This is a genomic window from Streptomyces sp. NPDC051662 (assembly GCF_040681655.1).
GTDB lineage: Bacteria > Actinomycetota > Actinomycetes > Streptomycetales > Streptomycetaceae > Streptomyces.
In genome coordinates this window covers 1-24,192 of record NZ_JBFAZD010000037.1, presented here as the reverse complement: position 1 = coordinate 24,192, position 24,192 = coordinate 1, and the positions used below count along the sequence as shown (strand labels likewise).

The window sequence follows — 24,192 nt, the reverse complement described above, 5'->3', positions numbered from 1 at the left end:
GGATGGCCGTCTCGTACCGCGTTCGCGGTGATGCCGAGGGGGACGCCATGACCACGAGGCCGGTCGATCCATCGCCCAAGGAGGCCCGGGCGACCGCACGACGGCGAAAGGGCGGTCGCCTGCGGCGGACCTGGAAGTTCCTCAAGGAACTCGTCGAGGAAACCGTCGGGGAATTCATCATGGAGTCCGGCCTGCAGCTGCTGAGCTGTCTGCTCCTCGTGGGAGTTGTTCTCGGACTGCTCTGGGGCTGGCGTCAGAGCCCCGAACTCACACTCGGGGCCGTCGCCGTGCTGCTGATCGGCACCGTCGCCGCGATCACGGCCTGGCGCCACCCCGGACCGCTTCGGGCACGACGGATGGGGGCGACGCTGGGGGCCGTTCTGCTCGTTCTGGCCCTCTGGTTCCTCCTGTACGGCAGCAACTGCGGGTGCGTCTGACACCAGGGGCGTGGCGGGGCTACACCGCCACAGGTTCCAGCTCCGGTGTGCCCTCGGCCTTGGCCGCGCCCTTGGCGCCCCTGGCCTCGGTCCTGGCCTCCGGCGTGGCCCTCGCGGGGCCGGCCGGCTGGGTGGTCTCCGCGGGCTCTCCGGCCGCGTCGGGCTCCTCGGCACCGCTCGCGCCGCCCTCCACCAGGCTGAGGAAACCGCGGATCGCCTCGATCGACAGACCGAGTTCCTCGGCGGCGCCCCCTTCGCTCCCGAAGACCTCGACCGCCTCCGCCACGGCCTCGGCCAGCTCCGACTCGGCCTTCCGCAGCTTCGCCTCGGCCTTGTCGATGGTGTCGACGACCGCCAGCTGGCGCCGCTGCTTCTCCTGGAGTCGCTGCTTGCGGGACGGGCTCTTCTCGGGGGTCTGCGAAGTCATAACCAAGATCATAAACCGACCGTCGGCCCCACCGGAAACCCCCAACTTACTTTCGACGAACGGGCGTTCCCCACGCGGGCGGGTGCCCCTGCCGAGTACGGGGCGATCGCGACGCGAGGCCCACCTCCCCGGGCGCCGGGCCGGGGCACCCGCCGGACAAGGTCCCGGATCCGCCCTTCCCCCTCCACTCCACGGCGAGGCCCGGAACAACCTCCACGGCGGGGCCCGAAACACGACACCGGGCCGACGGCGCCCGCCCCGTTCTCCTCGGGGCTCCGACCGGAAAACGACGGCCTCTTGATGCCACTCGACTCGGCATATATATGGCAAAGATCCGAACAAAATTGGCTCAACGAACACCACCCGTTTCGGCAGGCTCAGGGCGCCTCAACACGAAGCCCGCCGGAGCAGGGCCAGTTCGGGGCGGACTCACCCAAGCGGAACACCGGGTTCGGCCAACGACGGCGCCCGGCCGACCTTTCGGTATCTTTCCATCGTCGTAAGAGAAATCCCTATGCGACGTGGCACACACGCGCTGGCGTGATACCTGACATGGAACGACGAAAACGAGCCAAGTTTCATGGCTGGCGCATCCGACGTGCCGTGCCGCTTCCTCTTACCTACGAGTAGGGCGTCATTATCGCTAGGTACGTAGGGTTGGCCCCGGGGGGAGGCGTTCCATGCGCCCGCTCCCCCGGTCGCATCAGAAAGGCAACGGGCGACAATTGCAGATCAATCTTCTGGGACCGCTGGAAGTAATCGATGACGGGGTTCAGGTCCGGATACCGGGAGAGAAGTTACGCTCAATACTGGCGGCCCTCTCATTATCGGTGGGCCGCTCCGTCTCGCGCAGTGAACTCATCGACGAGCTATGGGGCGAAGAGCCACCGAACAGCGCCGAGAATTCATTGCACGGCCATATCGCCCGACTGCGCCGGGTCCTGGTCGCACACGGCGGGAAGGCAGCTCTGCGCAACGTTATCCAGACGTCGCCGACCGGATACGTCCTGGAATTGACCGAGGAGAACGTCGACGCCTCCCGGCTCCTCCAGCTGGTGTCCCGCGCCGACGCGGCGAGCGCGCACAATCCCCAAGAGGCCGTCGATCTGCTGACCGAGGCGGTTTCCCTATGGCGCGGCCCGGCGCTGATCGACGCCGGACACGGAATGATCTGTCAAGTGGCCTACACCCAGCTGGAAGAGGTCAGACTGGGAGCCTACGAAAGGCTTTTCGACATCCGGCTCCGGCTGGACCACCCCCGGGCCGTCATCCCCGGGCTGGAGCAATTGCACGCCAGGTACCCGCTCCACGAGCGCTTCTGCGAGCAGCTGATCACCGCGCTCTACCTGTCAGGACGGCAGGCCGACGCCCTGAACACCTACCATCGCACCCGCGAGTACCTGTCGCAGCATCTGGGACTTCAGCCAGGACACGGACTGAGAGACAGGTTCCAGGACATCCTCCGGCAGTCTCCCCATCTGTCCATATCGCGGGCCGGGGAAGAGGTCATACCGATTTCGTGACCCGCAGGATCTGCCAGATGGCACCCAGCCTCGCCCGCCCGTGGAAAGCCAGATACTCGGGAAGCACCAGTTGGGGGCCCCACTTCTCCTTGTAGGCGAGCTGGCTGGCCGCGGGATAGACCTTGTCACCGTGGTCGGCCAGCAGCCGCATGATCCTGCGCGTGGCCCCGCTCGCCTCGGCCGGATCGTGCTCCTCGGACAGTCCGGTGAACGGTGTGAAGCCGAAGTGCAGCCACTCCGCGCCCTCCTGACGGAATGTCTCCAGCGCGGTGAGGTTGATCGCCTCCATCACACCGGGAGGCGCGTCCGGGAGCCGGCGGCTCAGATCGTGCAGCCACCCGGGACGTGAGCCGTACGCGGGTGAGTACGAGATATAGGCGATGGGCACCCCGTCGAGCCGGCCCAGCATCAACCGGCGCGCGTGCTGTACGGGCCCGCCCAACTCACCGACCAGGAACTCGATCTCCTTGACATGGCGGCCCTTGCTCCGCAGCCAGGCGCCGTCGATACCGGCTATTTCCGCCGCGCACTCCTCGTGGGAGACCTCCGTCACCTCCAGGCCACTGCGCCGCGCCCGCGAGATTTTGTTGCGGAGTTTCATGAAGCGCGTTCCGCGCAGGGCGAAGTCGGGCAGGTGCACCGAGTACGACGATCCGACCTGATTGACCGTGAAACCGCATCGGACGTACAGCTCGACGTCCGACGTGAGGACCTGTACGGCGACCACCTTGCGGCGCCGCAGACGCGCGTGCGCGAGGAACGCCCGCAGCAGCGCCTCCCGTTGTTCCGGCGGGGCGTAGACGCCTCCGAACTGGATCAGATACGAGCCCGCCTCGCGATAGGCGACGACTCCGTCCGTCGCCGGATCGCTGAAGTACGCGTTACCGGAGTTCAGCGCGAGGAAGGCGCTGGGGTTGTCGCCGTCCTTGCGGAGCTTTTCCAGGACTTCGAGCACTTCTTCGTCGGATACCTCTCCGCTGCGCGTGGTCATCTCACTCCCGTTGCCTGAGGCGTCGAGTTACCGGGCCGGCTGCCCGGGGACATGCTCCTCACACTCTCTTCCATTTCCCTGAAACGGCCGTCTCAGCGGCGTCTCAGCGCCGTCTCCGAGGATTTTCAGGGCGCTCTGTGAGGGTGATAGCCGCCACTTGGAACTGCGAACATTCCCATCAGCCGATGGGAAGTGGAGAGCGGAGGGGCTGCGTGAGCAGCGATATCGCGACGCCTTCGGCGTCAGGAAAAGAAGATTCCGGAGCACCCCGTCCTGAAATCCCCACCTACCTTTCCCTCATTGACGGAAAGGCCGTTCCGAGCGGGACCTGGGTATACGTGGTCGACTCGGACGCCCTGCTCGACGACGCCTTTTCCACGCTCACCATGAAGCGAAAGCTGGAGAGCGGCCGCATTTCCGCCGAGAATCTGCCGGCCACCATCGTCGGCCGGGTCGCGAGGGCGGACCGCCAGACCACGGATCTGGCGATCGAAGCGGCGGCCGCCGCTGCCGCGCCCTGGGCGGCGTTCCCCCCGGAGACCCGGATCGAACAGTTCGGCACCCTGCTCTACCGCAGGCTCGTCGAACAGGCCGAGCGGATCACCGAGGTTCTCGTCCAGGAGGGACACCCGCTGGCGCTGGCCCGCTGGCAGGTGTCAGGGGCGCTTGAGGTCTTCGGGCCCGAGTCGCTCGGCTTCTACCGGAGCCAGATGCTCCAGGAGTACCGGCACGGTGAGCGGACGATCTCGGTGCGCCGCCGTCCCGACGGCGTGGTCTGCCTCAACCCCCCGCAGAACGCCCCGCTCTCCAGCGCGCTGCTCGGCGTGACCGCGATCATGGCCGGCAACTCCCTCGTCGTACGAGCGCCGCGCAGCGCCCCGCTGGGCGTCATGTACGTACTGCAGGAGGTGGTGGCGCCGGTACTGGCGGAGCTGGGTGCTCCCCCCGGCACGCTCGGCGTGGTGTGCGGGGACCCGGCCCCGATGCTGGACGCGTGGCTGGAGAGCCCGCTCGTCGACGACATCATGTACTTCGGCAGCAGCGAGAACGGGATGCGCTTCCAGGAGCGCTGCATCGCGGCGGGCAAGAAGCCGATCCTCGAACTGGCCGGCAACGATGTGGTGCTGGTGTGGAAGGACGCGGACCTGGACCTGGCGGCCGAGGCCATCACGGAGAGCTTCTACGGCTCGGGCCAGCTGTGCATGATCCCCAACCAGGTGGTGGTCCACCCGGACGCCCGCGACGAACTGCTCGCCCTGCTGACCGAGAAGGCCGCGGGGATCAGGCCGGGCCGCTCGTCGGAGGAGGGCGTCCTGCTCACTCCCGTGCTGCGCAACGAGAAGTTCTTCTCGTGCCTGCGCGACGCCCTCGACCGGGGCGCGGAGCTGGTGTGCGGCGGACACGCGATCCAGGAGGACGGAACCCGCGACACGGCCGGGATCTTCCTTGAGCCCACGGTGGTGGTCGTACGAGGGCTTGAGGAGGCCAGAGAGGTCCAGGCGGTCCGCGAGGAGACGTTCTTCCCGCTGCTGCCGGTGATCGTGGCCGAGCCCGCGCCCGACGATGTCCTGCTGGACCGGTTCATCGACTTCGTCAACAGCAACGCCTACGGGCTGCGGAACTCGGCGTGGGCACGGGACCCCGAGGTGGTCGACCGGATCGTGACCCGGATCACCCAGGGCGGGCTGCTCAAGGTGAACGACTCACACATCGGGTTCCTGCCCTATCTGCCGACCCACGGCGGGACCGGTCTCACCGGGGGCGTGTTCGGCGAGGCCAACTACCCGATCCTGCGCACCTCTCATATCCAGGGCGTGAGCGTCGCCTCCGGCGCGCGTCCCTCCGAAGCGGTGTTCGGCGCGTGGAAGGCCCTCCAGGCCGCCGCCCACAGCTGAACCGCGCTCCCAAGCCACCGCGCCACCGCGCCACCGCGCCACCGGCGGCAGAACGCCGGAACGCCAGAACGAACGCCAGAACGAACGAAGGAACAGAGGGGGATCCATGCGCTCGTTGGAAGCCGCACGCGAGACGTGCGAGTCATTCCTGCCCGGCCTGCTCGATCAGCTCTCCGGCACCCCGCTGGAGGAGCTGGAAGCCCCGAAGAACCCCGCGCTCGACCACTTCCGCACGGCCGGCGGCCCGGGTCTGGTCATCCCCAAGACCTACGGCGGGGCGGGCGCCGATCCACTCCAGGCACTCGCCGTGGTCCAGGCCCTGGGCTCGCGGGCGCCGTCCCTGGCGATCGCCACCACGATGCACCACTTCTCGGTCGCGACCCTGTTCACCCTGGCCGACTCCATCCAGAGCAGCGGTATGGAATGGGCGCTGCTCGAAGGGATCGCGGAACAGCGGCTGCTGGTCGCCTCGGGGTTCGCGGAGGGCCGGCCCGGCCGGGGCATCCTCTCGCCGATGATGTCGGCGGCGAAGGCGGACGGCGGCTTTGTGATCAACGGCTCCAAGAAGCCGTGCAGTCTGTCGCACTCGATGGACCTGCTCACCGCCAGCGTGGCGCTGCCGACCGACAGCGGTGAGCCGAGGATGGCGGTCCTGCTGATTCCCCGGGAGACCGAGGGGGTGAGCGTCCATCCGTTCTGGGGAAGCCGGACGCTCGCGGGCGCGGAGAGCGACGAGGTGCGGCTCACGGACGTCTTCGTCGACGAGCAGCTGCTGATGCGCACCGATCCACAGGGCGACGCCGGGAATCTGGACGATCTCCAGACCGTCGGCCTGATCTGGTTCGAACTCCTCATCTCCGCCTGCTATCTCGGCATCGTCAGCGGACTGGTCGAGCGGGTCGTCGACGGCGGCCGGGGCAGCGACTCCGACCGTGCCCGGGTGCTCACCCGGCTGGAGACGGCCGCCCTGCTGCTGGCCGGCACCGCCCGGATGATCAGGGACGGCGAGACCGGCAACACGGCGCTGGCCCGCACGCTCGTCGCCCGCTACGCCGCCCAGGACGCCCTGGGCGACGCGCTGAACCAGGCCGTCGAACTGCTCGGCGGCACGGCCTTCATGTCCTCTTCCGATGTGGCCTACCTGGCCGGCGCCGCCCACGGTCTCTCGTTCCACCCGCCGTCGCGGTCGAGCTTCACCGGTCCGTACCTCGACCACGTCGCGGGCCACCCGCTGCGCCTGACCTGATGACGGAGAGATCCATGACATCCATGACATCGGCGTCCACTCGTCCGCCGAGCGTGCCCCCCGCCGCGCCGCCGGCCGTCCCCGCCACCCCGCCCGCCCTCGGGCGTGAGGAGCTGGGCAAGCTGTACCGGGCCCGTCTCAGCAAGGGCCGGGCGACCCTCGGCGAGCTCTTCGGCGGGCACATCGAGGTGGCCTCGGAAGGCGCCTGGGTCACCACCTCGACGGGCGAACGCTTCCTGAACTGCGGTGGATACGGCGTCTTCCTGATGGGCGCCCGGCATCCCACCGTCATCCGGCATGTCGCCGAGCAGCTGGCCACCCACCCCGTCGCCACCCGGCTCTTCCTCGAACCGCAGGTCGCGCTGGCCGCCGACGCCCTGGTGTCGGTGGCGCCGCGAGGACTTGAGCGGGTGCACTTCGCCGGTTCGGGGGCGGAGGCGGCCGAGACGGCCATCAAGCTGGCCCGCACCCGTGGCCGCCACCGGCTGATCGCCATGGAGAACGGCTATCACGGCAAGACCATGGGCGCGCTCAGCCTCACCGGCAAGAGCGTCTTCCAGGACCCGTTCCGGCCGCTGCTGCCGGAGACCAGCCATGTGCCGTACGGCGACGCCGCCGCCCTTGAATCCCTGCTGGCGACGGTCCCCGGCGAGGCGTGTGTGTTCGTCGAACCGGTGCAGGGCGAGGCCGGGGTGGTGCTCCCGCCGGCGGGCCATCTGCGCGCGGTGCGGGAACTGTGCGACCGGTACGGGGCCTTCCTCGTCCTGGACGAGATCCAGACCGGTCTGGGCCGGCTGGGCTCCTGGTGGGGCGCCGACCGCGAGGACATCGCCCCCGATGTGCTGCTCGTCGGCAAGGGGCTCAGCGGGGGCGTCGTACCGGTCTCCGCCGTGGTCGCCACCCGCGAGGCGTTCGGGGCCTTCGACCGGGACCCGTATCTGCACACCTCCACGTTCTCCGGGGCGCCGCTGGCGATGGCCGCCGTACGCGGGGCGCTCACGGCGATGCACGAGGACGATCTCGTGACCCGCTCCCGCGAACTGGGCGACGAGATCCTCCCGGAACTGGAATGCATCGTCCGGTCGCACTACGGCGACGCCGTGCGTGAGGTACGGGGCCAGGGGCTGCTGCTGGGGATCGAGTTCGCCGAACCAGGTCCCGCGGGCGATCTGCTGATCGAGCTGATCATGAACGGCGTCATCGCCAACCACTCTCTCAACTCCCATCTGGTCCTGCGCTTCACCCCGCCGGCGGTCCTGACCAGAAGCGACCTGGACTTCTTCTACGAGGCGGTCGACCGCGCGTGCCGCGCGCAGGGCGCCAGGTACGCACCCACAGCGGAAGGTGACAAGATCCATGCGTAGCGTGCAGGTAAAGGTCCGCGTTCACGACGTCGCAGCGACGGCGGCATTCGACCAGGTCAGCGCGTTCAGTCGGTACTCCGAATTCACCGATGTCATCCGCTCGGTGACCTCTCGTCAGGAGTCCGGCTCGGCGGAGGTCAGCGACTGGGAGGTCTACTTCCGTAACGGCATCCTGTGCTGGACCGAGTCCGACCGGTTCGACCGGGACGCCCTGACCATCACCTTCGAGCAGATCGACGGTGACTTCGCGGAGTTCACCGGTGTGTGGCGGCTCGTCGCGGACGGCGACGACTGCGTGGTCGACTTCAGCGCCGAGTTCGACTTCGGTATCCCCAGCCTCGCGGGGATTCTCGACCCGGTCGCGGAGCGGGTCTTCAAGGAGACCATCGCCCGAGTCGTCATCAGCCTCTTCGCGGGCAACGCCTCGGTGGTCGGTGACGAGGCGGTCGCCCGCGCCGTCGCCGAGGTGACGGCCGCGCCCGTCGTCGCCGCGTCGGGATCACACTGATGGACGGCAAGAATCTCTTCGAGACGCGGACCACCTACCGGCTGATCCGGCTGGAGTACGGGCTCGGTCTGGTGATCGCCGCGGCCTTCTTCTTCACCCATCTCGACGAGGTCAGATGGCTCCCCGCGATCGGTCTGTTCGCGTATATCGACCTCATCGGCTACATCCCCGGGGCGATCGCCTACCACCGCAGTACGTCCAAGCGGATTCACCGGGCGTACTACGTGCTCTACAACGTCATGCACAGCCTGGTCACCCAGACGCTGGTGGTACTGGCGTGGATCTGGCTGTGGGGCCCCGAGTGGGCGCTGCTGGTCATCCCCATCCATCTGTTCGGCGACCGCGCGCTGTTCGGCAATTTCCTCAAGCCCTTCGCGCTGGACTTCGAACCGGTGGCCCATCCCGCGTACGCCCGCTTCACCGACCAGTTCGACGCCGCGGCGTCCGCGCGCCCCGGACCGGCCGACGGTGTGACCGGTGTGGCCACCGCCCCGCGGCAGCCGCAGCGCGGCTGACGCGCCCGCCGGCGGCGGACACCCGTATACCCACGAACGCTTACGCTCCCGAAGGGAACCTCTCTCTCATGGAAGACATCTACCAGCGCCTGCTGGAACTGCTGACCAGCACCTTCGGCCTGGACCCCGAGAGCATCGAACCGACCAGCACGCTCAGCGCCCTCGAACTCGACTCCCTCGCCCTCGTGGAGCTGTCCGTCGCCGCCCAGGAGGAGTTCGACGTACCGCTTGAGGACAGCGACCTGGGCCCCGAGTCGACCGTCGGGCAGGCCGCCGAGCTCATCTCGGGCAAACTGGCCACCGTCTGATGGGCCGTCCACCGACGACCGCCCCGGCACAGGCTCCGTTCGACGCCGCGATCACCGGAGTCGGTATGGTCACCGCCGCCGGGCCCGATGTGCGGCGGAGCTGGGAGCGGATCCGTGCCGGGGCCGGTACGGCGGCCACCGACGTCCCGGCGCTCGCCGGCATACCCGCCGACTTCGCGTGCGCCGTCACCGATTTCGACCCCAGCGGGCTCATCGAACGCAAACAGATGTGGCGACTGGACCGCAGCAGCCAGCTCGCGCTGGTCGCCGCCCACGAGGCGGTCACCGACTCCGGCCTCGACCCGGACTCCTGGGACGCCACCAGGGTCGGTGTCATCCTCGGCAACGGCATCGGCGGCGCCGCCACCTGGGAGAAACAGCACAAGGTGCTGCTGGAACGCGGGCCGCGCAAGGTCTCCCCGCTGCTCGTCCCCATGCTGTCGCCCAACATGTGCGCGGGATACGTGTCCATGATGTTCGGCGCCCGGGGCCCCAGCCTGGTGACGGCGACGGCCTGCGCCTCCGGGACCACGGCGGTGGGCATGGCGCGCGAACTGCTGCGCTCCGGAGCCTGTGATGTGGTGATCACCGGGGGTACGGAGGCGCCCCTGGTCCCCTCGCTGATCACGGGATTCGGCCAGATGCGGGCCCTGGCCGGCCGGCGCGACGAGCTGTCCGCCACCTCCCGGCCCTTCGACGCCGACCGGGACGGCTTCGTGCCGGCCGAGGGCGCGGCCGTACTCGTCCTGGAACGCGCCGAGGACGCCAGGGCGCGCGGAGCCACCATCCGGGCCATGGTCAGCGGGTACGGCGCCTCCGCCGACGCGTACCACGCGACCGCTCCTGACCCGGAAGGCGGCGGCGCCGAACTCGCCGTACGCGCCGCGCTGCGCGACGCCGGGGTGGGCCCCGGCGAGGTGGACCATGTCAACGCGCACGGCACGGCGACGGTACTCAACGACGCCACCGAGGCCCGCATGATCCGCCGAGTGCTCGGGGAGCGGCCCGCCGTCACCTCCGTCAAGGGTGTGGTGGGCCACTCCCTGGCCGCCGCCGGGGCCATCGAGGCGGTGGTGACGGCACTGACCCTCCAAGAGGGACACATCCCGCCGACCGCCAATCTGGAGAGCCTGGATCCGGAACTGGAACTGGACATGGTGTTCAAGGCCGGGCGTGATGTGCGCGCCGAGGTGGCCGTCAGCAACTCCTTCGGATTCGGCGGTCAGAATGCCGTACTGCTGTTCACCAGGGCCTGACCGGTCCATGGTCGACGCCGGCCGTGGGCACGGCGGCGGTTGTCCGGGCGCCGAGGGCACGCACCACGGCGGCGGCGGCGACCGCGTGGCCGAGGCTGTTGGGCCGCGCCCGGTCGCGGCTCCACACGGCCGCCACCTCGCTGTCGGAGTAGTGGGAGGCGAGGTCGATATAGAGCGTGCCATGGCGCAGGGCGACGGCTCTGGCCTGTTCGGACACCCGTTTCTGCTGTTCGGCCACCTGTTCCCGGCGGCCGGCCGGCAGTCCGGGCCAGTCGGCCAATTGGTAGGAGCCGAGCAGCGCCACGTCGTACCCGGCGTCGCGCAACGGTGTGACGATCCGCACCAGTTCTGCGGTGAGTCCGTTCATGGCGAGCGTCTCGTCCTGTGTGTACGCGGTGCCGCAGCAGACCAGCGCGAGGTCGCCCCGGAAGGCGAGCGCGGCCGGGAGTTGCCCGGAGCGCACCTGCGCGGCGCGCAGTTCCCGCCGACCGAGGAGATTGAGGTACGCGAAGCCCTCCGCGGCGTCGCCCAGGGCCGTCGCGACCCTGTCGTACCAGGGTCGCGGTCCGTACCCCTCGACATGTTCCGCGGCCCGCTCCACCGCGATGTCGCCCAGCACCACCAGACGGCGCCAGGGGGCCCCGGCGAGGAGCCCGCCGGCCTCGCCGGGCCGCAGACAGCGGGGGTCAGCCGCCTCCTTGACATGGGACATTCGCCGGTCGGTCGTGTCGCTCATGGTGTTCCCCTCCCTCTGAACCCTTCCTTGCTGCCCGCTTCGATTCCGGTCCACTCCATCGATTTCCCCACGTCCGGGGCGCGACGAGCGGTCTCAGGAAGATCTCAGCGTGATCTCAGGAAGCTGCGGCAGCATCGGTGGAGCAGCGGGAGCAGCCGGAGCAGCGGCCAGAACGCCTCCGAGGCTGGGAGAGGTACCCGAAGTGGTCCAACGGGGTTCCGGGGCAACCCGGATCGGGTTCACGCCCGCGCAGGTTCGAATCCTGCCCTCTCCGCCGACCGTCCGATGCCGTGCCGCGGCGGCGTCCCCGTTGGCGAGGGGACCGCGCCCAGGGCCGTCAGGCAGCCGGGACACCGGCGTGCCACTCCGCGTACGCGCCATGGCCCGCACACCCATTCCCGGAAGTTGCCGGGCTCGCCCTCCGGGGCCGGCGGCCCATTCCGTGGCACCACCCGAGACGTTGCGAATCGCGAAGGGAAGTCCGGATGATCGACAAACTGCTGAAGAGGCCGCTGGAGTTGGTGGAGGACAACTTCCGGCAGCCGAACGGGCGCGCCGGTCGGCTGATCGGCCATGTGATGGCGAAGCAACACCGTACGCTCACCGTGTGGGCGATCGAGCACATGGAGGTACGGCGCTCCCAGCGTGTGCTGGACATCGGCTGTGGCGGCGGAATGGCCGTCAAGCTGCTGTCGGAGCAGGCGAGTCAGGGGTTCGTCGCCGGAGTGGACTACTCCGCGGAGATGGTCCGGCAGTCGGTGCTGCGCAATGTCGACGGCGTCGCGGCGGGACGGGTGGAGATCAAGCAGGGCGACGCGGGCGCGCTGCCGTACGGCGACGCGTCCTTCGACCAGGTCAGCGCCATCGAGACGTTCTACTTCTGGCCCGACCCGATGCGTGGGCTCAGCGAGGCGTACCGGGTTCTCAAGCCCGGCGGCCAGGTGTCGGTCACGCTGGAGATGAGCCGGGAGGCCGCCGAGAAGCCCACGGCGAAACAGCGTTATCTCGGGCGGCGGTTCACCGAGCGGTCCGAGCGCGAGGGCCTGCGCATCCTCTCGGGGGCCGATCTGACGGAGATGCTGGGCAAGGCCGGTTTCCGGGAGGCCCGCTATGTCGCGGAGCCGACCCGCTCGTTCGGCTGGGTCTGCGCCCTGGCCCGGAAGTGAAGGGGAGGGACTCTCGTATGACGGCAACACGCTCCACCGCCGGTACCGCTCCGTCCCCGTCCGGGGCGTCGGCCCCCTCGGCGCCCGAGGCGCGCGGGCTGCCCGTGCTGGGCAGCGTGCTGGACTTCCGCAAGGACATCCTGGACGCCATGCACCAGGGCTGGCGCGACCACGGCGATCTGGTCCGCTACCGCCTCGGTCCGGTCGTCGTCCACGGCGTCTCCAGCCCCGAGCTGGCCGGTGAGGTCCTTACCGACAGCGCGACCTACGGCAAGCTCGGCCCGGACAACCCGCTCCGGCTGATCCTCGGTGAGGGCCTGCTCACCAGCGACGATCACGAGAGCTGGATGCGCAACAGGCGCATGATGCAGCCCATTTACACCAAACAGGCGATCGCGCGCATGTTTGACTCGATGTCCGAGTCGACCGCGAATCAGGTCGCCCACATGGCCGCTACGTACCGCAGCGGCGATGTGGTCGACGTGCACGAGGAGATGATGCGGGTCACGCTCGACATCGTCAGCCGGTGCATGTTCAGCACCGATGTCGAGCAGACCAGGGACGGCATCAGCCCGGAGGCCGTCGACGTCGCCATCAACTACGCCTTCGACCGTCTGCAGAACCCCTTCAGCCCGCCGACCGAGTGGCCCACACCGCGCAACCGCCGCTTCCAGGAGGTGATGAGGGGGATCGACGAGATGACGTACGGGATCATCGCGGAGCGCCGCAAGGCAGCCGCCGACGGTGTCCCCCGGGGTGACGGGCCGCCCGATCTGCTCGACATGATGCTGGACGTACGGGACGCCGACACCGGCGAGGGCATGAGCGATCGTGAGGTGCGCGACGAGGTCATCACCACCTTCGGCGCCGGACACGAGACCACCGCGATCACCCTCACCTGGGCGTTCTATCTGCTCTCCGGCAACCGCGAGGCGATGCGCCGGGTGCAGGACGAGGTGGACGAGGTCCTCGGCGACCGTATGCCCACCATGGACGACCTGGCGGCCATGCCGTACGCGCTCCAGGTCTTCGAGGAGGCGCTGCGGCTGTACCCGTCCGCGCCGATTGTCCCCAGGCTGGTGCTCAAGGACACCGTGCTGGGGGGCCACAGCGTGCCGGCCGGCTCACGGCTGCTGGTCAATCTCTACAACATCCACCGCCATGAGCGGCACTGGACCGATCCGGAGCGCTTCGATCCGAACCGCTTCTCCCCCGAGGGCAGGAAGGGCCGGCACCGCTTCGCGCACATGCCCTTCGGCGCGGGTCCGCATCTCTGCATAGGCAAGCACTTCGCTCTGATGGAGGCACATCTGCTGCTCGCCGCCCTGGTACGGCGGTACGAGTTCCGGCACGTGCCCTCGCACCGCGTGGTCAACCAGGCGTCGATCACCCTGCGACCGCGCTACGGAATGTCGATGACCGCGCACGCGCGAACGGGAGCGTCCGGCGCTCCGTAAGCGTGGTGCACCGGCGCCGGGCGCCACCACAAGCACGGCGCAGCACAGCACAGCGCACAACAAGTACCGGTATCGGATGGGAAGACGGACCCGATGAACTTGGACCCCAGCACAGCGGACGCGGAGCGCCTGAACTGGACGCAGTACCGTCCGGGCCAGGAGGCCGGCCACTACGAGAGCTTCTACCAGCGGGGCAACCACCCGACGGAGCCCCGGGCCTTCTGGATCCGGTACACGATCTTCAGTCCCGCCGGCATGCCGCAGGCCGCCATCGGCGAACTGTGGGCCATCTACTTCGACGGGACCACCGGCCGTCATGTGGTGGCCAAGGAGGAGTACCCGATCTCCGAGTGCCACTTCAGCCCCGACTCGTTCAGTGCCCGGGTGGCCGACCGGGTCCTGGAGACGGGCGCCCTGAAGGGCGAGGCGGCCGGTACCAACGGTCATATCGGCTGGGACCTGACGTACGAGGGCTCGGAACCACCGCTGCTCCTGCTGCCGCCGGGCATGTACACCGGAAGCTTCCCCAAGGCCAAGAGCCTGGTCGGGGTCCCCCTGTCGACCTACAGCGGCAAGCTGACGGTCGATGGCGAGACGATCGATGTGGACGGCTGGACCGGCAGCCAGAACCACAACTGGGGCAGTCGGCACACCGATCACTACGCCTTCGGTCAGGTGGCCGGGTTCGACGACCATCCGGACAGCTTCCTGGAGATCGTCACCGGCCGTACGAAGCTGGTGGGCCCGGTCAAGACGCCGAAGATCACTTTCCTGGTGCTCCGCCACGAGGAGCGCGAGTACTCCCTGTCCGCGCCCCGCCAGGCGCTCAAGGCCAAGGCCGACTTCGGCTATTTCTACTGGGACTTCGCCAGTTCCGACGAGAAGGTCGCCATCCGGGGCCGCTTCACCGCGGCGCCCGAGGATTTCGTCGGGCTCAACTACTACAACCCTCCCGGTGGCATCAAGCACTGCCTGAACACCAAGATCGGCAGGTGTGAGCTGGAGATGGTCAACAAGGCGACGGGCAAGCGCCATCGTCTCACCACGGGCAACCGCGCGCTGATGGAGATTCTGACGGACGACCGCGAACACGGAATCTCGATCCGCGCATGAGAGACCGTCACGACCCGCCCGGCGCGGCGGGGTCCGCCGGGCGTGGCGGCTCCCGGTTACCGGCGCGTCTGTCCCGTGTGACCAGTCGTCACCGGGTGCCGCTCGCCGCCCTGTGGCTGCTGCTGTTGGTGGTCGCCGGCTGGCAGGCCGCCCCGCTGCCCGGTCTGCTCAGTGGCGGCGGGTGGTACGTGCCGGGCTCCGGCTCCGCCGTCGCCGCGGAGCGGCTCACCGACGGGTTCGACGGGCGCGGCGCCACCTCCCTGACCCTGGTGATCGAGGACACCCGGTACCGGGCCGGCGATCCCGCCTTCGAGACGCGGGTACGGGACGCCGCCGAGGCCGTCCTCCGGGACGACGGGCTCAGGGCCACGGGCGGCTACGGCTACACCACGCTCACCGGCGAGCGGGCGCGCGCCGCCTTCCTCGGCGACGACGACCGTACCGCGCTGGTCCGTGTCGGCTCCGAGCTGGACGACGGCACCGCCCGCCGCCTGCTGCCCGACATCCAGGACAGGCTCAGCCAGGAGTACGAGCCGCGGGGGCTGCGGGTGTCCCTGGTGAGCCAGGCCGCGCTGTGGGGCGAGGTGAACCATCTGAGCGAACGCGGGCTGATCCTCGCCGAATTGGTCACCCTCCCGCTGATCCTCCTGGTCCTGCTGCTGCTCTTCCGCAGCGTGGCCGCCGCGCTCGCCGCCCTGCTGGTCGGGGTCACCTCGGTGGTCTTCGCCCTCGCGGTGCTCGCCGTCGTCGCCCGGCAGACCGAGCTCTCGGTGTTCGTACAGAACGCCGCCACGATGCTCGGTCTCGGTGTGGGCGTGGACTATTCGCTCTTCATGATCATGCGTTTCAAGAGCGAGCTGCCCCCCGGCGGCGGCCCGCTCTCCCGGGAGGACCGCGAGCACGCGCTCGCGCGCACGCTGCGTACGTCGGGCGAGACCGTCGTGGCCTCCGGCATCACCATCGTGGCGGCCATGTCCACCCTCTTCCTGGTGGATCTGAGTGTCATTCAGTCGATGGCTCTCGGCGTCGTGGTGGTGGTCGCCTTCTCCGTTCTCACCAGTGTGCTGCTGCTGCCCGTACTGCTGCATCTGCTGGGGGCCCGGATCGAGTGGGGCCGGATCGGCCGCCGCAGGGCGGGCACCGCCCGGTCCGGTGGTGGCTGGGTCGCCGTGACCCACGCGGTCATGCGCCGCCCCGTGCTGTTCCTGGTGGTCGGCGTCGCGGCACTGACCGCACTCGCCGTCCCCGCCGTGCGCCTGGACACCTTCACCCCGGACGCCCGGGTCGTACCCGCGGAAGCGGCGGTACGCCAGGGGTACGACGCGGCGAGGGACGAGTTCGGGGTGGGCGGCGCGGCCCCGATCCAGGTGGTCGTCGAGTCGGGCGAACCGCTCCAGCGGCGCTCCGACGCGGACGTGGCGAAGCTGCTGCGGTTCCACGACACCGTCGCCGCACTGCCCGGGGTGGTACGGACCGACTCGGCGATCGGCACGCTCCGCCAGGCCGGCCAGGACCGCCCGTTCGCGGTCCTGACCTCGCTGGACCGGCTTCCCGCCGATGCCCGTGGCACGGTCGGGCACTTCGTGTCCCGGGACGGCAGGACCGCGCTCATCGAGGTGGTGGGTGACGACACCGCCTCCTCCGGCGCGGTGCGGGACCTGCTCACATCCGTACGCGCCGAGGCCGCCGGCCTCACGGCAGGCGGCGGAGGCTGGCGGGTGAACGTCGGCGGGGAGACCGCCGAGGGCGTCGACGCGAACAAGGTGATCGAGGACGGGCTGGTGCCGGTCATCGCGACCATGCTCGCCGTCATCTATCTGCTGCTGCTTCTCACCTTCCGCTCCCTGTTCCTGCCGCTCAAGGCCATCGCGATGAACCTGCTCTCCGTGGGCGCCACCTACGGGGTGCTTGTCCTGGTCTTCCAGGACGGGCTGGGGAGCGGGCTGTTCGGCTTCGACGTGGACGGCCACCTCACCAACTTCGTCCCCGTACTGCTGGTCACCCTGCTGTTCAGCCTCAGCACGGACTATGAGGTCTTCCTGCTCAGCCGGGTCCGCGAGGACTACCTCGCCACCGGGGACGACATCGGCAGCGTGGCGCGGGGCATGTCCTCCACGATGCCGCTGATCTCCGGCGCGGCGGTCCTCATGGTCGCGGTCTTCGCGGCGTTCGCGTTCACCGGCATCCTGCCCATGCAGCAGCTGGGCCTGGGCATGGCCCTGGCCATCGCGCTCGACGCGACCGTCATCCGGCTCCTGATCGTCCCGGCGTCCATGCGTCTGATGAGCCGCTGGAACTGGTGGCTGCCGGGCCGTAAACACGCCCCGGGACCCGCCTTCGCCGGTCAGGGCACCACCGACGACACACCCGTACCCGTACAAGCCGAAAGTACGGTCAGCATGAAAGGGACGGCCCCGTAGTGACCGACCAGACCGCCTCGATACCACCGGAGTCCGACTCCCCCTCACGGATATCCGAGAGCATCGTCATCCGCGTGCCGCCGGAGACCGCCTACGCGGCGGTCAGCGATGTGGCGCGGATGGGTGAGTGGAGCCCGGAGTGCCGTGGCGCGTGGATCATCGGACGGGGCGGCCCGGCCAGGAAGGGCATGCGCTTCATCGGGCGCAACCGTGCCCGATGGCTGCCGTGGCCCACCCTGTGCCATGTGGTCGAGGCCGATCCGGGGCGCGCCTTCGCCTTCCATGTGAGCTTCCTCGGTATCGCGGTGGCGGGCTGGACGTACCGCTTCACGCCGTTGCCCGAGGGATGCGAGGTGCGGGAGGAGTGGCGGGACCGCCGCTCCGGCCCGTTCGGCATGGTGCTCACGGCCGTCACCCCGCTGGTGACCGGTGTCGTACGCCGTAGGGCCCGCAACCGGGACACCATGCGCACCACGCTCGTCGCACTGCGGGACGCTCTGGAGTCGGGCCGCTAGGGCGTGTTGCCAAGGGGCCCTGTTGCGCAGAGGCCCCGTTGCGAAGAGGTCCCGTTGCGAAGGAGCGCCGTCAGCCCGTGGGGCGCGGTTCCGCGGACTGTCGGCCTCGCCATGCCGTCCCGCCTCCGGGTCGCCGGAACAGAAGACAAGAAACCGGACAGGAAGGAGCCCCATGATGCAGCCCGTCATAGCCGGTGCGCGTACCGGCGGGCCGGAAGTGGATCAGACGTCCGTTCCCGCCGCCCAACTCTGCCTGGACTTCTACGCCGGCCTCGCCTCCGGCATCGCCGTGGTCACGGCGCCCTCGGACGACGGACCGGTGGGAACGACCGTCTCGACGGTCACCTCGCTCTCGGCCGATCCTCCGCTGCTGCTCGTCTGCCTGTCCCACAGCTCGCGTACGCTCGCCGCGATCAGGCCGGGCTCCGCCTTCGCGGTGCATCTGCTGCACGAGGAACAGGGCGGCCGGGCACGGCTGTTCTCCACCGCCACCCCCGCCGAGCGGTTCGCCGCCGAATCGTACGAGGAGGTGCTCGGCGTACCCGTGCTCGCCGACACCCTGGCCTGGTCGGTCTGCCGGACCGAGGAGGTACGCGCGTACGGCGACCACTGCCTCGTCGTCGGGCGGGTGGCCGCCCTGCACACGGCCGGCGGGCGGCCCCTGATCTGGCACGACCGCGCCTTCCACACCCTGGCGGAAGGGGGCAAGCGGTGACCGCCCCGGTACGGGAGGAGCCCTGCTGGGCATCCGACGCCTCCTCCGGAGACTCCCCCGGCCGGGCCACCGGCCGCGCGCCTTCCGCACGGGTGACCGGCGGGCTGACCGCCGATGTCGCCGTGGTCGGAGCCGGGCTGGCCGGCCTGTCCACCACCTACCACCTGATGGAACGCGATCCCTCACTGGATGTCGTGGTCGTGGACGCCCGGCATCCGGCGGCGGGGGCCAGCGGCCGGGGCACCGGCCTCCTCGGGCCCCGGGTCGGTCCTGCCATCGACCGGGCCGCCCGCCGCTACGGCCCTTCCATGGCGCGGCGCATGTATCTGGCCTCCGTCACCGCGGTCGAGCGAGTGATCGCGCTGACCGAGGAGTTGGGCGCGCCGTGCGGGCTGCGCACGGGCGAGCAGATCGTGGCGACCCGTACCGCGTCCGGACTGGCGTCCCTCGCCCGGCAGGCGCGGACGTATCAGGCGCTCGGCCTGGACGTCCCCGTGCTGTCGGCCGCCGCCGTCCGCGAGCGCCTGGACGTCCCGTACCACGCGGGGCTGCTCTACCGCTCCGCCGCCACCCTCGACCCGGCCGCCCTGAGCGGTGCGCTGGCCGCGGCCTGCGCCGCGAAGGGCGTCCGATTCCACGACAACAGTCCCCTGCGCGGTATACATCCCGGCCGTGGTGACACGCCCACCGAACTGCTCTTCCCCAGCGGTACGCTCCGGGCCCGCAAGGCCGTCCTGGCCGTCAACGCGGCGGCAGGACCGCTCGGGCTGCCCGTCGGCACGGTCCTGCCCCTTCAGGTGCACGCCATCGCCACCGCCCCGCTGGGCCCCGAGGCCCAGGAAGCACTGGGGGGCCGCAGGGGAACGGCCCTCGTCGACAGCATGTCCCTGGCGCCGTACTTCCGTCTCACCCACGACGGCCGTCTGGTGGTGGGCGGCGGCGGGGCCGTCCATCTGCCGGGGCTGCGTGCCGACCGGGCCGCCGCGCTGCGTAATGCCACCTGGACCTGGCTGGAGGAGCGGCTGCGCCGACTTCACCCCGGCCTCGCCGAAGTCCCGGTCAGCCACCGCTGGTCGGGACAGATCGGCATGACCATCGACGACCTTCCGGTGGTCGGCCGCGTCGGCGGCCACCCGGACGTCTGGTACATCGGTGGCTGCTGCGGCCATGGCCTGGCCATGTCGGTGGCCCATGGCTCCCATGTCGCGCAGTCCCTCGTCGAGGACCCCTCGGCGGCCCGGGGCCCCGGCCAGTACCCCTGGCACCGCGACCGGGCCCCCCGGGTCCCGCTCACCGCGCGCCCGGCCAGGGGACTTCTCCGGGCCTATCTCCAGAGCATGGACCGGGAAGCGCGCCGTACACCATGAGGCCGGGTCTCCCGCACCGGGCAGATCTACCCGACGGCGCTCGGTGCTCGGTCCGGCCGCCCGACTCCCCAGGGGCTGTCCGGCCACCCGGCCACCGTGATCGTCAGGTGAGGGGAGAACAGACTGCTGGGCCGCAAGCCGAACATCGCGTGGAAGGCACTGCTGAAGTGGGACGGGCTGGCGAAGCCCGACTCGACGGCCGCCGTGCTCAGATCGGGCCAGGTGTCCAGCAGAGTCGCCACTCTCACCATGCGTGTCCACATCCGGTAGCGACGGAACGTCGTGCCCGTCTCGGCCCGGAACAGCCGGAGGAAGGCCGAGACGGACAGACCGGCCTCCGCGGCCAGTTCTGTCGCCGGCAGCCGCTGTCCGGACCTCTCGGTGAGCCGACGCGTCGCCTGCCGGACACGCGGGTCCCGGTGGCCGGGGAGCCCGTCCGGGCCGGCGAGATCCAGCCACTGCCGGACGGCCGGCAGCGGCGCGTCCCGCTCCAGCAGCGCGGCCGTCGAGGCCAGTTCACGCTCGTGCTCGTGGTTCCTGGCCAGTTCGGCACCACCGCTCATCAGCCGGCGGCACGCCCGCTCCCGCGCGGACGCCGGATCCAGATAGCAGAAGGCCATCCGGCCCCCGTCGGCCACGATCCGGTGCCGTACGCGCGCCGCGACCAGTGCCGTACGGACGACCTGGGCCTGGCCGTGCTCCAGCCGGACCGTGAACTCCCCGTCGAGGCCCACCGCCAGACAGCTCACCGCCCCGGAGTGGACGTCCAGTTCGAAGGACGGTCCGACATACAGCGCGTGCCCTGGCCACAACCACAACGCGGCCTGGTCACGGCACGTTTCTGAAAGCAGCGCCGGTCGCATGCGGGCATGCTAACCAACACCCCGATCGTCCCTTCCTCTTGTTGAACGGAAAAAACATGTGGACCGACCGACTCACCACCGCACTGTTCGTCGTCGTCGGTGCGGTGAACCTCCTGCCCGGAGTCGTGGCACTGGCGCCGTCCCAGATCGCGACGGCGTACGGGGTGTCCGTCGACGGGCCCGACTCCGCTGATCTGACGGTGCTTCTGCGGCATCGCGCGGTGTTACTGGGACTCGTCGGAATCGCCCTGCTCTGCGCGGCGTTCATACCGTCGATGCGGGTGCCCGCCCTCGTCGGCGGGGCGGTCAGCATGGGGTCGTTCCTGCTGTTCGCGTACTCCACGCCGGCGCTCAACGACGCGACGATGCGCGTGGCGCGGATCGATATCGCGGCGATCGCACTGCTGGCCGTGACCGCCGTCCTGGTCTGGCGCAAGAACGCCTGAACACGGCGGAGGCGAGATGGCGGTCGCGTCTCGCCTCCCGCCTTCCCGACGCCGACGGCCCGGCCGCCGCCCTCATCGGGCGGCGGCCGGGCCGTCGTTGTGCGGAGAGGGCAGGATTCGAACCTGCGAGGGCTTTCACCCGGTCCGGATTTCCCCAGAACCCCGTTGGGCCGCTTCGGGTACCTCTCCCCACCTCCGGGGCGGGGTCTCCCCCGTTCCCTTCGGTGCTCACGATTCTGCTGGACCGGCCTGACATTTCGCTGACACGATCCTGAGATGGCTCACGCGGCGCCGCGGTCCGCGAAGGGCCCGTTGGGCGCGAAGGCCAGGTGGGCGAAGCGTTCACCGATGAGGTGGTGGGTGGCGGCGTCCGGGTGGAGCTGGTCGGGCAGCGGCGACTCGGCGGCGTCGGCCTCGCCGTAGAGGTCACGGCCGTCCAGGTAGTACAGGTGCGGGTCCTCGGCCGCCCGCTGCGCCACGACGCGGGCCAGTTCGTCCCGGATGACATTGAGCGTCAGCTTCCCGGCGGCCCGTTCCTCGGGGTCGCCCATGGCCCGGAACCGGAGCTTCCCCTCGCCGGCATCGCTGAAGTCCGGCGCGCTGGGGCCCGGGGTGTCCTCGTGGATGGGGCACAGGATGGACGAGACGACCAGCAGCGGTGCGGTGGGGTGGCCTTCTCGGATGGTGTCGAGGAAGCCATGGACGGCGGGTGTGAAGGCGCGCAGGCGCATCAGGTCGGCGTTGACCAGGTTGATACCGATCTTGACGCTGATGACATCGGCGGGGGTGTCCCGCAGGGCGCGGGCGGTGAACGGGTCCAGCAGGGCGCTGCCGCCCAGGCCCAGATTGATCAGCTCCACACCGCCGAGGGAGGCGGCAAGCGCCGGCCAGGTGGTGGTGGGGCTCGCGGCGTCGGAGCCGTGGCTGATCGAACTGCCGTGGTGCAGCCACACCTTGCGGCCCCGGTCCGGTACGGGCTCGACGGGAGCGTCGGTGCGCAGAGCGACGAGTTCGGTGGTCTCGTTGTGCGGCAACCAGATCTCGATGTCCTTGATGCCGTCGGACAGGTCGGCGAAGCGAAGGGTGCCGGCGGGCCCGGGCCGGTGCTCGGCGGTCCCCGTGGTCATGTCGATGGTCAGGGTGTTGCCGCCGGTCACACTGGCCCGGCCGGCCGGGCGGGCGTCGACCAGCAGGTCGTACACGCCGTCGGGGCGGGGCGGGGCACCCACGTAGACCCGCTTGGTGGGCAGCACGTCCAGTTCTATGACGGTGGCCCCGGTACGGAAGACCAGCCGGACGCCGGAGGGCTGGGACTCGGCCATGGCGAGCTGTCCGTCGGAGTACTGGGCGCGGGCCCGCGCGGGCAGCCGGTGCGGCAGGACGCCGTGCGCGGTGTGTTCCAGGTCGAGGGCGCCGCGCAGGATGTCCGTGGTGATGGGTGTGGTGATCCAGTTGTGTTCGGTGTTCATTTCTCCGCCTGTTGATCTGGTTGCTGAGGAGTGCGTCGGCGGCCCGTGGATGCCGTGATGGCCGGATTCATGGTGCGGGCCAGTTCCGGAGCAGGGCGTCGAGCGCGTCCAGTACCCGTGACCAGGATTCCTGCGAGTCGGGGGCGCTGTGGCTGAAGCCTCCGGCCATCTCCAGGCTGACGTAGCCGTGGAAGACGCTGCCCAGCAGCCGCACCGCATGGGTCTGGTCCGGCTCCGTCAGCTCATAGCCGCGCAGGATCGCCCGTGTCATCTGCGCGTGCCTGCCGCCGGCGCTGGCGGCCGCCGTCTCCGGATCGAGCCTGAGCCGCGCCGCGGCGTAGCGGCCGGGGTGCTCCCGGGCGTAGTCGCGGTAGGCGTTCGCGAAGGCCGCCAGGGCGTCCTTGCCCGCCCGGCCCGCCAGGGCCGCGGCGACCCGGTCGGCGAGTTCCGCCAGGGCCAGCAGGGCGATCCGGGTCTTGAGGTCCTGGGAGTTCTTCAGATGCGAGTACAGACTCGCGTCCTTGACTCCGAACCGCCGGGCGAGCGCCGAGACGGTCACCTTGTCGAAACCGACCTGGTCGGCCAGTTCCGCCCCCGCCTGGGTCAGTCGTTCCGCTGTCAGCCCGGCTCTCACCATTATCATCCCTCCATAAGCCTGAGTCGATTATGCAGCTACCTAGGACCCCTAGGCAAATAGCGTTACCGCGTAGGACTCAATCGGGTGCCAGGCCCGCCGTTTAGGGTGGGAATGCGATTCACCTCCCGCGCCGTCCGTCGCCGTCCGGACGGGGCGCGCGTATGACCAGGGTGACCAGGTCACTGCCGGTCCTCGCGCCCGGCTCGGTGGAGGCGGCCTTCGTCATCGAGGGGTACGACGAGGTCGTCGCCCACGACACCGTCTGGGACGAACACGCGCATCCCTTCCACGAGTTGCTCTGGAACGAGCGTGGCGCGTCCACGGCCGTGGTCGGCGCGCGGGCCTGGACGATCACCCCCACGCTGGGACTGTGGATACCCGCCGGCACACCGCACTCCGGCTCGGCGGTCGCCGGCACCTGGTTCCGCGCGAGTTTCTTCGGCTTCAGCACCACCCCCTCGATCTCCGGGACACCCGTGGCCGTCGAGATCACTCCGCTCCTGCGGCTGCTGCTGGAACGGCTCAGCGAGCCCGGTCTCCCCGATCACTCACGGGCGGCCACCGAGGCGCTGGTGCTCGATGTGCTCGCACCGTCGCCGCGCGAACTGCTCCTGCACGTTCCCACGTCCGGCGCGCTGAACGACGGCATCCCGGGACCCAGACGTGCGAGGACCGGCACCCTGGTATCCGGAAGTGGAGTAAGAATCGATGCGTTCACATCGTCCGCGCCTGCTCACCGTGGCAGCCGCCCTGCTGGGACTCGCCTTCACCCCGCTCGCCTGGACCTGCCTGAGCCACCTCGGCGGCGGTGACCCCGA

Annotated in this window: 24 protein-coding genes, 1 tRNA gene and 1 pseudogene; 19 read left to right on the top strand and 7 right to left on the bottom strand. The window is 69.9% G+C overall.

Annotation, left to right across the window (positions count from 1 at the left end; genetic code table 11):
* The first annotated feature begins 47 nt into the window (after nucleotides 1–47).
* On the top strand, nucleotides 48–437 hold the full coding sequence (locus AB0M67_RS37160; RefSeq protein WP_365752043.1) for a hypothetical protein: 390 nt from the start codon (nucleotides 48–50) through the stop codon (nucleotides 435–437).
* A gap of 19 nt (nucleotides 438–456) precedes the next feature.
* Here AB0M67_RS37160 and AB0M67_RS37155 read toward each other — a convergent pair whose 3' ends face one another.
* A complete protein-coding gene (locus AB0M67_RS37155) occupies nucleotides 457–864 on the bottom strand; it encodes a hypothetical protein (RefSeq protein WP_365752042.1) in 408 nt (135 codons plus the stop codon).
* A 680-nt stretch (nucleotides 865–1,544) separates the two neighbouring features.
* On the opposite strand from AB0M67_RS37155, the gene AB0M67_RS37150 reads away from it, so the two are divergent.
* Entirely contained in the window at nucleotides 1,545–2,387 is an 843-nt protein-coding gene (locus AB0M67_RS37150) for an AfsR/SARP family transcriptional regulator (RefSeq protein WP_365752041.1), read from the top strand.
* On the opposite strand, the gene AB0M67_RS37145 is transcribed toward AB0M67_RS37150, so the two are convergent.
* A complete protein-coding gene (locus AB0M67_RS37145) occupies nucleotides 2,371–3,378 on the bottom strand; it encodes a DUF2156 domain-containing protein (RefSeq protein WP_365752039.1) in 1,008 nt (335 codons plus the stop codon). The genes AB0M67_RS37150 and AB0M67_RS37145 overlap by 17 nt on opposite strands.
* Before the next feature lie 338 nt (nucleotides 3,379–3,716).
* Here AB0M67_RS37145 and AB0M67_RS37140 point away from each other — a divergent pair, with 338 nt between their 5' ends.
* The 7 genes from AB0M67_RS37140 to AB0M67_RS37110 all read left to right on the top strand — a co-directional run bounded on the left by AB0M67_RS37140 (nucleotide 3,717) and on the right by AB0M67_RS37110 (nucleotide 10,470).
* Complete coding sequence (locus tag AB0M67_RS37140) at nucleotides 3,717–5,273, top strand: aldehyde dehydrogenase family protein (protein ID WP_365752038.1); 1,557 nt, start codon at nucleotides 3,717–3,719, stop codon at nucleotides 5,271–5,273.
* A gap of 106 nt (nucleotides 5,274–5,379) precedes the next feature.
* Complete coding sequence (locus AB0M67_RS37135) at nucleotides 5,380–6,519, top strand: acyl-CoA dehydrogenase family protein (RefSeq protein ID WP_365752037.1); 1,140 nt, start codon at nucleotides 5,380–5,382, stop codon at nucleotides 6,517–6,519.
* Nucleotides 6,520–6,533: 14 nt separating this feature from the next.
* The gene (locus AB0M67_RS37130; protein ID WP_365752035.1) at nucleotides 6,534–7,883 is read left to right on the top strand and encodes an aminotransferase class III-fold pyridoxal phosphate-dependent enzyme; all 1,350 of its coding nucleotides are present in this window, start codon (nucleotides 6,534–6,536) and stop codon (nucleotides 7,881–7,883) included.
* Nucleotides 7,876–8,391 (top strand): SRPBCC family protein, encoded by a 516-nt coding sequence (locus AB0M67_RS37125; protein ID WP_365752034.1) that lies wholly within the window; start codon nucleotides 7,876–7,878, stop codon nucleotides 8,389–8,391. Before AB0M67_RS37130 ends, AB0M67_RS37125 begins: the two co-directional genes overlap by 8 nt.
* A complete protein-coding gene (locus AB0M67_RS37120; RefSeq protein WP_365752033.1) occupies nucleotides 8,391–8,906 on the top strand; it encodes a hypothetical protein in 516 nt (171 codons plus the stop codon). Before AB0M67_RS37125 ends, AB0M67_RS37120 begins: the two co-directional genes overlap by 1 nt.
* 68 nt (nucleotides 8,907–8,974) lie before the next feature.
* Nucleotides 8,975–9,214 (top strand): phosphopantetheine-binding protein, encoded by a 240-nt coding sequence (locus AB0M67_RS37115; protein WP_030349575.1) that lies wholly within the window; start codon nucleotides 8,975–8,977, stop codon nucleotides 9,212–9,214.
* Nucleotides 9,214–10,470 carry a beta-ketoacyl-[acyl-carrier-protein] synthase family protein gene (locus tag AB0M67_RS37110; protein WP_365752032.1) on the top strand — a complete coding sequence of 419 codons (1,257 nt, stop codon included), beginning with the start codon at nucleotides 9,214–9,216 and terminating at the stop codon, nucleotides 10,468–10,470. Before AB0M67_RS37115 ends, AB0M67_RS37110 begins: the two co-directional genes overlap by 1 nt.
* On the opposite strand, the gene AB0M67_RS37105 is transcribed toward AB0M67_RS37110, so the two are convergent.
* Nucleotides 10,457–11,206 (bottom strand): GDSL-type esterase/lipase family protein, encoded by a 750-nt coding sequence (locus AB0M67_RS37105; RefSeq protein ID WP_365752031.1) that lies wholly within the window; start codon nucleotides 11,204–11,206, stop codon nucleotides 10,457–10,459. The two genes, AB0M67_RS37110 and AB0M67_RS37105, sit on opposite strands and share 14 nt — an antisense overlap.
* A gap of 187 nt (nucleotides 11,207–11,393) precedes the next feature.
* Between AB0M67_RS37105 and AB0M67_RS37100 the strand changes: the two genes are divergently transcribed.
* From AB0M67_RS37100 to AB0M67_RS37065, 8 genes are all read left to right on the top strand, one after another.
* A tRNA-Cys gene (locus tag AB0M67_RS37100) sits at nucleotides 11,394–11,480 on the top strand.
* A 211-nt stretch (nucleotides 11,481–11,691) separates the two neighbouring features.
* Nucleotides 11,692–12,372: a methyltransferase domain-containing protein gene (locus AB0M67_RS37095; RefSeq protein ID WP_365752030.1), complete on the top strand. Its 681-nt coding sequence runs from the start codon at nucleotides 11,692–11,694 to the stop codon at nucleotides 12,370–12,372.
* A gap of 17 nt (nucleotides 12,373–12,389) precedes the next feature.
* A complete protein-coding gene (locus tag AB0M67_RS37090) occupies nucleotides 12,390–13,829 on the top strand; it encodes a cytochrome P450 (protein ID WP_365752029.1) in 1,440 nt (479 codons plus the stop codon).
* Between the two features lie 93 nt (nucleotides 13,830–13,922).
* Entirely contained in the window at nucleotides 13,923–14,942 is a 1,020-nt protein-coding gene (locus tag AB0M67_RS37085; RefSeq protein ID WP_365752028.1) for a hypothetical protein, read from the top strand.
* A gap of 77 nt (nucleotides 14,943–15,019) precedes the next feature.
* A complete protein-coding gene (locus tag AB0M67_RS37080) occupies nucleotides 15,020–17,362 on the top strand; it encodes an MMPL family transporter (RefSeq protein ID WP_365752027.1) in 2,343 nt (780 codons plus the stop codon).
* Nucleotides 17,362–17,877 carry an SRPBCC family protein gene (locus AB0M67_RS37075; protein WP_365752025.1) on the top strand — a complete coding sequence of 172 codons (516 nt, stop codon included), beginning with the start codon at nucleotides 17,362–17,364 and terminating at the stop codon, nucleotides 17,875–17,877. The genes AB0M67_RS37080 and AB0M67_RS37075 overlap by 1 nt, the downstream gene beginning before the upstream one ends.
* A 172-nt stretch (nucleotides 17,878–18,049) precedes the next feature.
* Complete coding sequence (locus tag AB0M67_RS37070) at nucleotides 18,050–18,592, top strand: flavin reductase family protein (protein ID WP_365752024.1); 543 nt, start codon at nucleotides 18,050–18,052, stop codon at nucleotides 18,590–18,592.
* Complete coding sequence (locus tag AB0M67_RS37065; RefSeq protein WP_365752023.1) at nucleotides 18,589–19,959, top strand: FAD-binding oxidoreductase; 1,371 nt, start codon at nucleotides 18,589–18,591, stop codon at nucleotides 19,957–19,959. The genes AB0M67_RS37070 and AB0M67_RS37065 overlap by 4 nt, the downstream gene beginning before the upstream one ends.
* A 26-nt stretch (nucleotides 19,960–19,985) precedes the next feature.
* On the opposite strand, the gene AB0M67_RS37060 is transcribed toward AB0M67_RS37065, so the two are convergent.
* Nucleotides 19,986–20,822: an AraC family transcriptional regulator gene (locus AB0M67_RS37060; protein ID WP_365752022.1), complete on the bottom strand. Its 837-nt coding sequence runs from the start codon at nucleotides 20,820–20,822 to the stop codon at nucleotides 19,986–19,988.
* 56 nt (nucleotides 20,823–20,878) lie between these two features.
* Here AB0M67_RS37060 and AB0M67_RS37055 point away from each other — a divergent pair, with 56 nt between their 5' ends.
* Nucleotides 20,879–21,268 (top strand): hypothetical protein, encoded by a 390-nt coding sequence (locus tag AB0M67_RS37055; RefSeq protein ID WP_365752021.1) that lies wholly within the window; start codon nucleotides 20,879–20,881, stop codon nucleotides 21,266–21,268.
* Nucleotides 21,269–21,370: 102 nt separating this feature from the next.
* Here the strand turns inward: AB0M67_RS37055 and AB0M67_RS37050 are convergent.
* The 3 genes and pseudogenes from AB0M67_RS37050 to AB0M67_RS37040 all read right to left on the bottom strand — a co-directional run bounded on the left by AB0M67_RS37050 (nucleotide 21,371) and on the right by AB0M67_RS37040 (nucleotide 23,374).
* A pseudogene (locus AB0M67_RS37050) lies at nucleotides 21,371–21,457 on the bottom strand.
* A gap of 92 nt (nucleotides 21,458–21,549) precedes the next feature.
* Nucleotides 21,550–22,737 carry a GDSL-type esterase/lipase family protein gene (locus AB0M67_RS37045; protein ID WP_365752020.1) on the bottom strand — a complete coding sequence of 396 codons (1,188 nt, stop codon included), beginning with the start codon at nucleotides 22,735–22,737 and terminating at the stop codon, nucleotides 21,550–21,552.
* A 67-nt stretch (nucleotides 22,738–22,804) separates the two neighbouring features.
* Nucleotides 22,805–23,374: a WHG domain-containing protein gene (locus tag AB0M67_RS37040; protein ID WP_365752081.1), complete on the bottom strand. Its 570-nt coding sequence runs from the start codon at nucleotides 23,372–23,374 to the stop codon at nucleotides 22,805–22,807.
* Nucleotides 23,375–23,535: 161 nt separating this feature from the next.
* Between AB0M67_RS37040 and AB0M67_RS37035 the strand changes: the two genes are divergently transcribed.
* Nucleotides 23,536–24,186, top strand: a complete 651-nt coding sequence (locus AB0M67_RS37035; RefSeq protein ID WP_365752019.1) for an AraC family ligand binding domain-containing protein — start codon at nucleotides 23,536–23,538, stop codon at nucleotides 24,184–24,186.
* Nucleotides 24,187–24,192: the final 6 nt, after the last annotated feature.